Here is a 12841-nt window from a genome sequence, read left to right on the forward strand (position 1 = left end):
AAAGGTGTTTGCCAGAAATGCCATCTACCGCCGTCAAGGTTTGGATCCTAGCATTCGCGGCATAGATGAGGAGCCTTTCCATGCGTATCAATCCACCACTCGTTGCACTCGCAATCGGTGCCTTCGGCATCGGCGTTACCGAGTTCGCCCCCATGGGCATGTTGCCGGGTATCGCCAGCGATCTCGGCGTATCCATTCCCGCTGCCGGCCTGCTGGTCAGCGCCTACGCCCTCGGCGTTCTGCTTGGCGCGCCACTGATGACCCTGACCACCGGCAAGATTCCCCGACGCTACCTGCTGATCGGGTTGATGGCCATCTTCACCCTGGGCAACCTGATGTCCGCCCTGGCCACTGACTACACCAGCCTGCTGATCGCCCGCGTGGTGACTTCGCTGAATCACGGCGCCTTCTTCGGCGTCGGCTCAATCGTCGCCGCCAGCGTGGTCGCGCCAGACAAACGCGCCGGGGCGGTGGCTGCGATGTTCATGGGCCTGACCCTGGCGACCATCGGCGGCGTGCCGCTGGCGGCCTGGTTCGGTGAAGTGCTTGGCTGGCGCACGGCGTTCTGGGGCATCACCGGGCTCGGTGTGCTGGCGATGGTCTCGCTATGGTTCGCGCTGCCCAACGTGCCGCTGCCGAAAAGCGACGGCGTGCTGGCGGAAATTCGCGTGCTGGGCCGTGGCCCGGTGCTGGCAGCACTGGCTCTGACCGTAATCGGCTCCAGCGCGATGTTCACCGTGTTCACCTATATCGCGCCGATCCTCAGCAGCGAGACCCAGGCCTCCACCGCGTTCATCACCGCCATGCTGGTGCTGTACGGCATCGGCCTGACGCTGGGCAACGTGTGGGGCGGCAAGGCGGCGGATCGCTCCGTCGACCGCACCCTGATCGTCTCACTGAGTGCGCTGATCCTGGTCTTGCTGGCCTTCACCGTGCTGATGCGCTGGCCGCTACCGGCTGCCGTGGCCATCCTGATCTGGGGCATCGCCAGCTTTGCCATCGTGCCGCCGCTGCAGATGCGCGTGATGGAAGCCGCCAAGGACGCGCCCAACCTGGCCTCGGCGGTGAATATCGGCGCCTTCAACCTCGGTAATGCCATCGGCGCAGCGCTGGGCGGCGCGGTGATCAAGGCGGGGTTGGGATACCCGGCGATTTCCCTCGCCGGCGCGGCAATGGCGGGGCTGGGACTGCTGATGGTGCTGGGGTTCGCCTGGCGCTCCAGAGGTGCAGCGGCGGTAACGGTTTAAGAAGAGGCACTTGAGACGGGGGTTTAAATCCCCCCTCCGGTTTACGCCTTCGCAGCAGGGCTCAAGCGAAAGCTGACACCCATGCGGTTGAACGCGTTCATGGCTGCGATAGCCGCCGTAAGGTCGACCAGGTCTTTCGGGGTGAATGCAGACGATGCCGCGACATAAGCCTCGTCGGAAACATGCGTTTCGCTGACCAGTGTCACTTCTTCCGTCCAGGCCAAGGCGGAACGTTCCTGCTCGGAAAACAGATGCGCGGCCTCATGCCAGACTGGCACCAGAACGAGCTTTTCTACTGACATACCTCCCTTGATCAGATCTCGCGAATGGATATCGATGCAGTGCGCGCATCCATTGATTTGCGATGCCCGCAAGAACACGAGATGGATGAGCTGAGGCGGCAGGTTCGTTCCGGTGGTGACGAAATGGTGCAGTCCTCCCAGTGCTTTAGCTGCGCCGGGTGAAGCCTCAAACCAATTAAGACGAGTCATAGAGCAGTACCCTTTGTGGATGGGGGATCAGTAAGGTCTGCCCAATTAAGACAATTAAGAGGATCAAGGTATTGATCCAATTAAAGGCTTAATCAATGGTCCACTGTGCGGGGCGTTGTGGCTTTTGATGCCGTGTGGAGCGGCTGCTATCGGCCAAGAGCGGACACACCTTTGTTAGCGTCCGATCATCCCGTTTGACCCTGGAGAGCGATCTAGGAAGCTGAGGATGCAAAACTGGGCTTCACACGCCAAACAGGCCCCTGCATTGCGCAAATGTAGCTCTACACACCTACAAACTTGACCAGCGTTTGTGTGATTAGGCGGGTGCTGCTGTAAGGTAGCTTCACCGTCGGTTAGGGTAGCAAGGGGGCGTATCTAGAATGGTTGCGCCCCTTTTATTCGCCAGAGAATAGCGACCTGCTTCCAAATCTGCCAGAACAAAGCAATTTAATAAGCTGTTCATTCTTTAGTTTACTACTGGCATATTGTAAGGCCTTCTCAATGTTTCCGGCTGGGTTCTGATTGATTGCTTTAATTGCATTGAGGGGCTTGTGTTGATTTTCGAGGTATTGTTCTAATTGTGCTCTAGATAAAAGCGATGAGAGATATGAAGTAGCCACACTACCAACATTTATGTACGGTGGGCTGGCAGTGTGCCTTCCGTTATAAATATAAGACCAATATATTTTGTCATCGAGATGACTCTTTATAAGCTGTCCAAGCCGAGCAGTAGTAAAACGAACGGCTAGATTACTTGAGAAATAAGAAATCATTCCTCCTCTTAGCTCTCCGTCAAAAAAAGTTGGTCGGCCATGGGAAAAAAAGACTGGGACCCCAGTGGTTTCTTGTAAATCTTGGGCTTTTTCTATTTCTATGGAGGTCGGATGGGGGCCTTTTACTTCAAGATATAGATGTGCGTTGGGTAAATAGAAATCGGGCTTGTAAATACCGTGCCTTGTTAAAACCTGCTCTGGTTCATAAAGCCAGGCAATACCTAAGGCGTCAAGCATCGCAGCCCAGCGAGTCTCGGAGTAGGAGCGCATGTGATAATTATTGTGATGAAATACAGTACGCCATTCATTCATGGAGTTATCTCAAGGATTTCGCAGTGGCTAGTCATTGATAAAAGTGGAAGTATTCTGTTTGAATAGTGATATGTCGCGTCTGGTTTTGAAAATATAATCCATCCACTCGTTGTGGCTTGAGGGCAAATAGATCATGCCAGAAACTCTTGTGATTGCAGTATAGATTAGTGCAAGCTTTTTCGAGAAGCTTCTTTTGCTTGTAAGTGATGAGAAGTAATACAGATCCTCTGATATTGCCAGTCGAGGTAATTCATAGTTCTTGCAAGAGAAAACAGTGGCTACAAGATGACGAGAAGGAGTGCTTTGCATTAATTCATCTAACTCTGCGCAAGTGTAAAGTTGAGAGACACCAAATTTCGAGCCCACCTCTTCAAACCACTTATCTACACGTGAGAAAGAGTCGCTCCACGACATAGCTTGCCTCAGCTGCTCCCAACTCTGATAACCGGATATTGCTCCATGCGTCGGACGCTTGCCATGAACGAAGAGGTTAAGGCAGTCGTCTATAAAATTTTTAAAGAGGCTATTCCAATCTATTACAGCTACCGCTTTGTTATGTTGTCGACCTTTGATCAGCCAATCAAAGATTCCCCATTCGTCACACGTCAAGATTACGCATTGCGCTGGTGGGAATGAGCTTGGGTCATACTCCTCGACTACAGTCTCTTTGTTTTTGTCTGCCTGGAAAGGGTGGCTGCGTGACTCTGGATAAGCTTCTACTAACTGATTGACATAATCGGTAAGCGAAGGGCCTGCTCGCAGTGATAAGGACATCTCGCGATGACGAATGGATGCCTTGTGAGCTACATACTGACCTTCTAAGTTTTGCAAAGGGTCCCCTAAGGCAATAACTGTCTGTGGGGTCATGTCAAGTATGTTGATCATTGGCTGGGACAAATCGTGTCCTTCATCAACAAGGATCACTTCTGCCTGCTCTGGGATTTGAAGTCCAGCCAATGACATTTGCTTGATACGGTGATAGCCACGCACAGGAATGCATTCGTCGCCGCTCTCAATGTGCGACAATTTAAACCAGAGTTTCGCCGACGCAGCGGCCACAATCTCCTGGTTAACTTTAGAAAGGTAATTGATGTAGTTCCGAGGTATGTGCTTGGTAGTGATTACTGAATCATCGGATTCACAAAATTTATACACCACCGCCCAGCAGAGCGATGCCACCTGGGCGGAACTTAAATTTCCAATCGGACCAAACGCGAGCTGCTCTGCAAGCTTAGGATAATTTAGAGGTACCCTTGAAGAGGCGGCTAGATTGGCCTCGAGATTTTTGTTTCCCTTGGCGAGTACTCGCTCTGCCATGCTTTTGAACGTGCTGGTCCAGATCTGACCTTTAAAACGCTTTTGAATGGGAAGGAGTTTGGCGCTAACATCCGCAAGAAAAAGAAATTTTCGATCCGGCATTAATGCCAGGATTTCTGCTAATACATAAGTTTTTCCTGTACCGGCGAGGGCCTGGGCTTCAATTGATTCTTGCGGGTTTGCTCGTACTGTATCCACAAAGCGCAGTTGTGGATCGCTCAATAGAACAACATGCCCGCTGGGCCTCCTGTGCTCATGACTTATAACTCCCGAAAGTTTTGCATATTGCCGCGAGAAATCAAAATTCCATGATCCATCGGGGTGCAGAAACTGACGTTTATACAGCGCATCGTGGTCCAGCAGACCGACTCCAACCGCCGGAGCTAGAATAAGCCCCGCTGTGAATGCTTGTTGTGAGTAGTCAGTGCTCAACACTGATCGCAAAGTATCAGTTGAATAGCCAAGCAATTTAACAAAATTTCGTTCAAGCTCTAATGAGCGAGTATTTTGTGAATTCAGTTTCGGGAGTTGCTGAAGGAAAATGACAGCCGCAGCTTCGTATCGAGCTAGACTCGGAAAATCAGGAAATGTGCCGCTCGAAAGGGCGACGCAGAAGCTTTCGCTTAAGGGCAAGTACCAATCTGGGCGATTCATAACATAAGATATTGGCTCAAGAGATGGCACATCATGCCATTTCCAAGCTCGGAATACTACTGCGCCAATCTGTAAAGTAATACACGCTGATTGTGGTTTTGTTCTTAGGCTAGCCTAAGGTCATAACGAGGTTCAGCTAACTGGTCTCATCAACTAGAATACTTCAGCTCTGTCCTCGATTGTTCGATTGTTCGATTGTTCGATTGTTCCATACAAGGATGGGACGGCTCATTCAGAAAAACGGCAAATCCCCCACATCGACTCCCACGCTAGAAATATATTTAAGCGTGGATATTTGCCTTAGCTTCTTTAGCCCCAAAATAATCTTAGGTGCAATAAAGCTCCTCCCGTTTAGGTATCCGGAAAATTCAGCAGTATCACTTTCGCCACATTCATACTGGTCACATAAATCGTCGTATGCCTCAGAGTAACAAAGTGGGCTGCTGACATCGGCAAGGGCTAGCAATGCGCTCATTTCTCTTATCGAATAATTCTTACACAGAAAAGAATAAAATTCACGATCCATGCCGGAACCAGACAACAAAACATCCCGCCAATTTGACTTGTTAGATTCGGCTGTTGCTCTGATACGAAACTCAAGGAAATTAGCAATTTTCTCTGCCGAGATATCTTCAATTGATATTTCCACGCCAATATTAAAAGCAAACTCCCGATGAGACTTTATTACATCTATAATTTCAGACAGGCCTCTCTGGCTAATTGAGTATCTCTCGCATATTTCATTCTTTACAACTCTGAAGCAAGGCTTTCCCCAGTTGGACTTACGGGTTAGCTCCTTTGAAATATTTTCGATAACAGATCTTGAGGCTTGCTTCGTGTATGTTCCCGTGCCGTACTCATCGGAGAGAAAATCAGTAAGAATTTCCGCATTCTTTATACCTTCTGAGAGCGCACAGAAAGCCGAATAAAACACCTCAATATTAATTAGTGAAACGCTACCCTCAAGATGCTTATTATTATTGTTGTCATAGGCATATCGAAAGGTCTCTCCGGTAGGGTCAATCAACGAAAGCTCACGAATTGCAGGCTCTATGAGTGAGACCATCTCTTTATATCGAGGATCACACTGCCCAGATGCAGTCACATACATTTCCCACAACGCACCGAGATCATGAGTTCTCATCAGCTTTGGATCAGATACAGTAATATGCCCTCTGACTCTTTCAATTAACCTGATTTGCATCTTCAGAAATAATTCTACTCTATGCCGAGCGCAGAATACGATCGGATATACTACTTCGTCCGGGCCAAATCCCCTGGATATGGTATCTCGGCACACTGTGTGAACGACGCTGTCAAATCCATTTGCATAGTAATTTGTTCCAGGCCAGCCATTCCTGCCTACGCATGCATTCAGCTGTGTATTCTCACCGCTCGCGAATAAATTCATGTAAACATTCCCTTTATGCTGATTGCCCATAGCGCCCCGCACGTCAATGCAACCACAGTACGCGCGACAGATAATTTACCCGCGCTACTGAACCTCTTTGCTTTCGATCAGACTTTAAATTAATCGCGCCTGACTTTGCTCACCAATTTGCAGAATAAGGGGACGGATTTATTTCTAGCCCCGGCTGACCGCTCCTGGGCGGTAGCAGCCTCTCGCGAAGGTCAGCTAATCGGCATAAGCGACCAGTCGCGACAGGCAGAATCGCCGGAGCTGACGCTCGGCAGCATCTATATCGTGGTCTGTCCCCGATTGTTTTGCTCAAATCGGGACAACACGATATTCCAACGGTAATCCAAATTTCTCCCGCAAGCCGTTCAGATAGGCTTGGTCTTGGGGCGTGAGCGGTGTTCGCCCAACCGCAACCAACTTGGTGCTAAAGCGAGAGTCAGCATCAAAGACTGAATAGAAGCCATATTCAAGTAATTGTCCGAGCGCAAGCCTGAGCACCGTGCGTGGCACAAGGTCAGATTTGACCTCATAAAGGATGCGCTCATTAAGTGTCTCGACGGAGATATCTACAAAATCTTTTTCGCAGCTGATGTCTGCATCTGGATACTCCGCTCTAAGCTCATCAAGTAGTTTTGCCTGAATTAGCCCGTGCTCCGGGGTGCAAACCTTTCCAGCGGAACCACTCCTGTAGAACGGTAGTTGATTCGGGGCATCTTTACGACCTCTGCGGCCCGGACTGACTCTGTCGACGAACGGGATTTGAGTTGCGTTCCGGATTTCATTGAACTGATAACGCTTTAGGTTCAGGACATACTCACCATCTTGTGCGTATGTTCTAGGTGGATACCAGCGCACATTCTCCTGCCGAAAGCGGACGTTGATAATGCCGCCTACCCATTCCGGATCCCCCAGAGCGGTGGTATCCCCCCCTACAGCGATAATTTCGGAACGCATTTCATCGATCCAGCCATTCGCTGAAAAATGTTTATGAGCGGCGTCAGATTGGCTGCGACTGAGGCATTCTAAATCCAAAATTTTGGCCACATATCTGCGCCGGCCTCCGGGCTCGCAGGTATAAATAGTCACGTCCACCGCCTCATCCATACCAGCAACGGTTGAGCGACTATCATTCACTCCCTGCAAGAAACCGTACTGCCAGCCATCAATCTGCCAATCAAAGCGAAACAGCCACTCTTCGTGGCCGTAACCAAACATTCTGGAAAATGAGGGTGGTCTGGAGACTTCAAGTCCTCTAGCCTCCCCGGTGGGACGTCTCCACCCTTGAGAGTTGAAGCACACCCTAGAAAGATACTCCATTGATTTCGCCCCGTTCGGCTCAGCTTTGGAATTCATTAAGCCATAACATGCTCATGTTGAATCGGCCTTCGTAGACGCGGTATGTCCACTTTTGGCCGAAACCCGCCGCTCCATTACGCCTTATCTTCACGCTCTTCCGCTGCGGCATAGCCTGCCCGCCCCACGCTGTAATCTGCGACAATCCCGCCTTTGCCCTGATTGCCCCGATCTAGATGACTGACCTCGCCACGCTGCAGAAGAACCTCGACCACGTCATGATCGCCGAGCGCCATCGCTTGCGCCGGCAGTTGCATGAGCTGCAGAAGCATCCAGATGAGGCCAAGCTGGCGCAGTGGTTGGAGCGTTTTCAGGCGTCCAGCGACAAGGTGGCGGCTCGGCGTAGCAGCATCCCCGTGATGCGCTACGACGATGCGCTGCCGATTGCCGCCAAGCGCGACGAGATCAAGGCCGCGCTGGAGAAGAGCCAGGTGGTGGTGATCGCCGGTGAGACCGGTTCGGGCAAGACCACGCAGTTGCCGAAGATCTGTCTGGAGATTGGTCGGGGTGTGCATGGGCTGATTGGCCATACCCAACCGCGCCGCCTGGCAGCGCGCAGTGTGGCGACTCGGGTAGCGGAAGAGATCGGCACGCCGCTGGGCGAGCTGGTCGGTTATCAGGTGCGGTTCGAGGATCAGAGCAAGGACGGCACGCTGATCAAGCTGATGACCGACGGCATCCTGCTCGCCGAAACCCAGCACGACCGCTTTCTGGAAAAGTACGACACGATCATCGTCGACGAGGCGCATGAGCGCAGCCTCAATATCGACTTCCTGCTCGGCTATCTGAAGACCCTGCTGCCGCGTCGCCCGGATCTGAAGTTGATCATCACCTCGGCGACCATCGATCTGGAGCGTTTCAGCAAACACTTCAACGACGCGCCTATCATCGAGGTATCTGGCCGCACCTATCCGGTGGAAACCTGGTATCGCCCGCTGGCGGCGGAGGTGGACGAGGAGGGCGAGCGCCTGCTCGATGACCTGTCCATCGACCAGGGCATTCTCGCTGCGCTGGATGAGATCGCCGAGCACGAGCGCAACGTGGGCCAGCGCCCCGGCGACGTGCTGGTGTTCCTGCCCGGCGAGCGCGAGATTCGTGAGGCGGCGGAGGTGCTGCGCAAGGCCAACCTGCGCCTGACTGAGGTGCTGCCGTTGTATGCACGGCTGACGCCGGCCGAGCAGCAGAAGATTTTCGCGCCCATGGCCGGGCGCAAGATCGTGCTGGCCACCAACGTCGCGGAAACCTCGCTGACCGTGCCGGGTATCCGCTACGTGATCGACAGCGGCACCGCACGCATCAGCCGCTATAGCTACCGCGCCAAGGTACAGCGCCTGCCCATCGAGCCGGTGTCGCAGGCCAGCGCCAACCAGCGCAAGGGCCGCTGCGGCCGGGTCGAGCCGGGTATCTGCATTCGTTTGTACAGCGAGGAAGATTTTCTCGGGCGCCCTGAATTTACCGACCCGGAGATTCTGCGCACCAACTTGGCGGCGGTGATTCTGCAGATGCTGCACCTGCGTTTGGGCAGCATCGAGGACTTCCCCTTTATCGAGCCGCCAGATGGCAAGGCCATCAGCGACGGCTTCAACCTGTTGCAGGAGCTGTCGGCGGTCAATCGCGAAAGCCAGCTCACGCCCATCGGCCGGCAACTGGCGCGCCTGCCCATCGACCCGCGCCTGGGGCGCATGGTGCTGGAAGGCGCCAAGCAGGGCAGCCTGGAGGAAATCCTTATCGTTGCCGCCGCGCTGTCGGTGCAGGATCCGCGCGAGCGACCGATGGATCGCCAGCAGGCCGCCGACCAGGCGCACGCGCAGTGGAAGGATGTCGATTCGGACTTCGCCGCGCTGATCAACCTGTGGCGCGGTTTTGAGGAAAAACGCCAGGAGCTGGGCAGCAACCCGCTGCGCACCTGGTGCAAGAAGAACTTCCTCAACTACATGCGCCTGCGCGAATGGCGCGATGCGCACCGGCAACTGGTGCTAATCGCCCGTGATCTGCAACTGATGGGCAAGGGCAGCCAGAGCCGCTCGGAGGCGCAGGGCGAGCAAACGGCTAACACGCCGCAGCCGACCAAGGACACCCGTGTCAACGCCATCGCCCGCCAGCAGGCCGAAGCCAGTGAGGCGGCGGTGCGGGCGAAGAATTACGCCGCCGTGCACAAGGCGATTCTCGCCGGCCTGCTCAGCCAGATCGGCCAGAAGACCGAGGAGGGCGACTACCTCGGCGCGCGCCAGCGGCGTTTCTGGATTCACCCGTCGAGTGTGATCGGGCGCAAGAAGCCCAACTGGATCATGGCCGCTGAGCTGGTGGAAACCACCAAGCTGTTCGCCCGTATGGTGGCGAAGATCGAGCCGGACTGGATCGAGCCGCTGGCCGGCCACCTGGTGAAGAAGAACCATCTGGAACCGCACTGGGAGAAGAAGCGCGGCCAGGTGGTGGCGTACGAGCAGGTCACCCTGTACGGCATGATCATCGTCGGTCGCCGCCCGGTGCATTACGGCCCCATCGACCCGCCTGTTTCGCGCGAGATGTTCATTCGCGAGGGGCTGGTGCGCGGCGAGATCAACAGCCGCGTGCGCTGCCTGACCGCCAACCGCCAGTTGCTCGAACGTCTCGACGAGCTGGAGGCCAAGTCGCGTCGCCGCGACATTCTCGCCGACGAGGAAACCCTGTTCGGCTACTACGATGCGCGTATCCCGCAGGACATCTACCAGGCTGCTAGTTTCGAGAGCTGGTACAAGAAAGGCAGCGCCGCCGACCCGCAGCTGTTGATCATGCGTGAGGAAGACGCCCTGGCTCGCGATGCCAAGGAAGTCACCGCCGCGCAGTACCCGGACACCTTGCGCATTGGCGAGCTGCAATTGCCGCTGAGCTATCACTTCGAGCCCAACCACCCGCGTGACGGCGTGACCCTGCGCGTGCCGGCGCCGCTGCTGCCGCAACTGCCGCCCGAGCGCCTTGAATGGCTGGTGCCGGGGCTGCTGGAGGCCAAGTGCATCGCCCTGGTGCGCGGCCTGCCCAAGGCGCTGCGCAAGAACTTCGTGCCGGTGCCGGACTTCGTTGGTGCGGCGCTGGACAAGCTGGTGTTTGGCCAGGGCTCGTTGCCGCAGGCGCTGGGGCATGAACTGCTGCGCATGACTGGCGCGCGGGTGTCCGACGAGGCCTGGGCGGAGGCTGCTGAAAGCATCGAAAACCACCTGAAGATGAACATTGAGGTGGTCGACGCTCAGGGCAAGTTCCTTGGCGAAGGTCGCGATCTGGCCGAGCTGACCGCACGTTTCGCCGAGGCCAGCCAGGCGGCCTTGGCCATCCCGCAGCAGAGCGACAAGCCGAAGGCGGTGGAGGCCAAAGCCTTTGCCGAAGTGGCCGAGAAGACGCAGCAGAAGATCGCCGGGCTTTCCATGACGGTCTACCCGGCCTTGGTGGAAGAAGGCGGAGTGGTCAAGGAAGGGCGCTTCCCGACTCAGGCCGAGGCCGACTTCCAGCACCGCCGCGCCCTGCAGCGCCTGCTCTTGCAGCAACTGGCCGAACAGGCCAAGTTCCTGCGCGGCAAGCTGCCGGGGCTGACCGAGCTGGGGCTGCTCTATCGCGACATCGGCCGCGTCGAGGCGCTGGTCGAGGACATTCTGTTGGCCAGCCTGGATGCCTGCATCCTCGAAGGCGAAGCCACGCTGCCGCGCGATGGGGCAGCTCTGGCGCAACTGGCCGAGCGCAAGCGCGGCGACTGGACGACGCATGCCGAACGTATCGCCCGCCAGGTGCTGGAAATCCTCAAGCTCAACCATGGCCTGCAGAAGCGCTTCAAGGGCAAGATCGACCTGGCCCAGGCGATGGCGCTCAACGATATCAAGCAGCAGCTCGCGGGCCTGGTGTATGCCGGCTTCGTGCGCGAGACGCCGGGCGAGTGGCTCAAGGAGATTCCTCGTTACCTCAAGGCCATCGAGCAGCGCCTGGACAAGGTGGGTGCGCAGGTGCAGCGCGACCGTGTGTGGACGGGTGAACTGGCCGGCTACTGGGAGCAGTACAAGGCCCGCGCTGCCAAGCATGCCCAGGAAGGCAAGCGTGATCCGGAGCTGACGCTGTACCGCTGGATGCTGGAGGAATACCGCGTGTCGCTGTTCGCCCAGCAACTGGGCACGAAGATGGCGGTATCGGACAAGCGCCTGAGCAAGCAGTGGACGCTGGTTGAAGGTTGATGATCGGCGCTCGCCCCGGTGCAGGGGCGAGCTATCCACTGATGAATGCGGAAACTGAAGAACGATGAGTGTGAATGATGAAAACGTCGGGCTGGGACGCCGTGGCTGCCTGGGCCTTTTCCTGGTCGGCCTGGCCTTTGTCGTACTGATTTTCGCCGGGCTGATCTACATCATGACTCGCCCGCAGGACAGCGAGATCGAGGCCGGCGAGCGTGCGGCCATCGAGGCCTGCTGGAAGAGCGCGCAGGCCACCGAGCGCAGCTTCACCGAGGAAAGTTGCCAGGAGATGGAGAAGCAGTTCCTGCGCAAGTTCGGCCATCAGCCATGAACCTGCTGCAACGCCTGAGCTTCAAGCATCTGGTGGTGGGCTTCTGCGTGTTGGCGCTGGGGAGCGTGGTACTGATCTGGTGGCTTAGCGGCGCGGCCTATTTGCGGCCCTATGCCGAGCAGACGGTGATCTTCGGTCAGGGCGAGTTGAAGCTGCCGCCTGAGCTGGCTGGCCCTGGCCCGATTCGTGTGGTGCACTTCTGGGACCCAGATTGCCCCTGCAACGGGGAAACCGACGCGCACCTGCGCTACCTGATCGGCCTGCACCGCAATGCCGATGTAGCGTTCTACAGCGTGCAGAAGCCGGGCAGCCAGGGTGAGATCGCGCCGTTCCTGCGCGGGCGGATGAAGCCCTTGCCTGGCATCGAGGGCATGGAAGCGCTGCCGGCCAGCCCGGCCCTGGCGATCTGGGATCGTGACGGCAACCTGGCCTATGCCGGCCCTTACAGCGAAGGGCTGGTGTGCAACTCCAGCAACAGCTTCGTCGAGCCGGTGCTCGATGCGCTGACTCAGGGGCGCCATGTTTCCCTGGCCAGTGGGTTGGCGGTGGGGTGTTATTGCGCTTGGAAGTAGTGGGGGAGGCTGATCTGCCCACAGGCGCCTCGCTTCCTCGGATGTTTGTCCGTCTTGAAGAGCGTTCCGTGTAGGAGCCCCGCCTCGGGGCGAAGCGTTGGCCAGGATTGCCGGGGTTGTGGCCGATTCGCCGCGAGGGCGCGGCTCCTACAGGATGGTGCGCTGCGAAGCGTGCATGTCC

General features: G+C 56.1%; 9 protein-coding genes. 4 read left to right on the top strand and 5 right to left on the bottom strand.

From position 1 onward, the window contains the following. Positions 1-80: 80 nt before the first annotated feature. Complete coding sequence (locus BLS08_RS15610) at positions 81-1247, top strand: MFS transporter (RefSeq protein WP_017677732.1); 1167 nt, start codon at positions 81-83, stop codon at positions 1245-1247. 41 nt (positions 1248-1288) lie between these two features. On the opposite strand, the gene BLS08_RS15615 is transcribed toward BLS08_RS15610, so the two are convergent. The 5 genes from BLS08_RS15615 to BLS08_RS15630 form a co-directional block, all read right to left on the bottom strand. Continuing rightward, positions 1289-1738 carry a carboxymuconolactone decarboxylase family protein gene (locus tag BLS08_RS15615; RefSeq protein WP_026088645.1) on the bottom strand — a complete coding sequence of 150 codons (450 nt, stop codon included), beginning with the start codon at positions 1736-1738 and terminating at the stop codon, positions 1289-1291. 395 nt (positions 1739-2133) lie between these two features. After that, positions 2134-2823 carry a PDDEXK family nuclease gene (locus tag BLS08_RS26110; RefSeq protein WP_139204245.1) on the bottom strand — a complete coding sequence of 230 codons (690 nt, stop codon included), beginning with the start codon at positions 2821-2823 and terminating at the stop codon, positions 2134-2136. Between the two features lie 27 nt (positions 2824-2850). Next, positions 2851-4824: a hypothetical protein gene (locus BLS08_RS15620; protein WP_139204247.1), complete on the bottom strand. Its 1974-nt coding sequence runs from the start codon at positions 4822-4824 to the stop codon at positions 2851-2853. A 202-nt stretch (positions 4825-5026) separates the two neighbouring features. Continuing rightward, positions 5027-6205 (bottom strand): hypothetical protein, encoded by a 1179-nt coding sequence (locus BLS08_RS15625; RefSeq protein ID WP_139204249.1) that lies wholly within the window; start codon positions 6203-6205, stop codon positions 5027-5029. A gap of 318 nt (positions 6206-6523) precedes the next feature. Then, positions 6524-7567, bottom strand: coding sequence for a hypothetical protein (locus BLS08_RS15630; protein ID WP_139204251.1), 1044 nt, complete (start codon positions 7565-7567; stop codon positions 6524-6526). Between the two features lie 176 nt (positions 7568-7743). Between BLS08_RS15630 and hrpA the strand changes: the two genes are divergently transcribed. The 3 genes from hrpA to BLS08_RS15645 all read left to right on the top strand — a co-directional run bounded on the left by hrpA (position 7744) and on the right by BLS08_RS15645 (position 12660). Further along, positions 7744-11760, top strand: coding sequence for an ATP-dependent RNA helicase HrpA (hrpA, locus tag BLS08_RS15635; protein ID WP_017677726.1), 4017 nt, complete (start codon positions 7744-7746; stop codon positions 11758-11760). Positions 11761-11824: 64 nt separating this feature from the next. Continuing rightward, complete coding sequence (locus BLS08_RS15640; RefSeq protein WP_017677725.1) at positions 11825-12088, top strand: hypothetical protein; 264 nt, start codon at positions 11825-11827, stop codon at positions 12086-12088. Then, complete coding sequence (locus BLS08_RS15645; protein WP_017677724.1) at positions 12085-12660, top strand: DUF6436 domain-containing protein; 576 nt, start codon at positions 12085-12087, stop codon at positions 12658-12660. Before BLS08_RS15640 ends, BLS08_RS15645 begins: the two co-directional genes overlap by 4 nt. Positions 12661-12841: the final 181 nt, after the last annotated feature.

The organism is Ectopseudomonas chengduensis (assembly GCF_900102635.1).
Taxonomy (GTDB): Bacteria; Pseudomonadota; Gammaproteobacteria; order Pseudomonadales; family Pseudomonadaceae; genus Aquipseudomonas; species Aquipseudomonas chengduensis.

Coding starts and splice junctions, on each gene's coding strand:
- BLS08_RS15645 (WP_017677724.1), top strand. CDS start 12,085: ATGAACCTGCTGCAACGCCTGAGCTTCAAGCATCTGGTGGTGGGCTTC.
- BLS08_RS15640 (WP_017677725.1), top strand. CDS start 11,825: ATGAGTGTGAATGATGAAAACGTCGGGCTGGGACGCCGTGGCTGCCTG.
- BLS08_RS15625 (WP_139204249.1), bottom strand. CDS start 6,205: ATGAATTTATTCGCGAGCGGTGAGAATACACAGCTGAATGCATGCGTA.
- BLS08_RS15630 (WP_139204251.1), bottom strand. CDS start 7,567: ATGAATTCCAAAGCTGAGCCGAACGGGGCGAAATCAATGGAGTATCTT.
- BLS08_RS15615 (WP_026088645.1), bottom strand. CDS start 1,738: ATGACTCGTCTTAATTGGTTTGAGGCTTCACCCGGCGCAGCTAAAGCA.
- BLS08_RS15610 (WP_017677732.1), top strand. CDS start 81: ATGCGTATCAATCCACCACTCGTTGCACTCGCAATCGGTGCCTTCGGC.
- hrpA (WP_017677726.1), top strand. CDS start 7,744: ATGACTGACCTCGCCACGCTGCAGAAGAACCTCGACCACGTCATGATC.
- BLS08_RS26110 (WP_139204245.1), bottom strand. CDS start 2,823: ATGAATGAATGGCGTACTGTATTTCATCACAATAATTATCACATGCGC.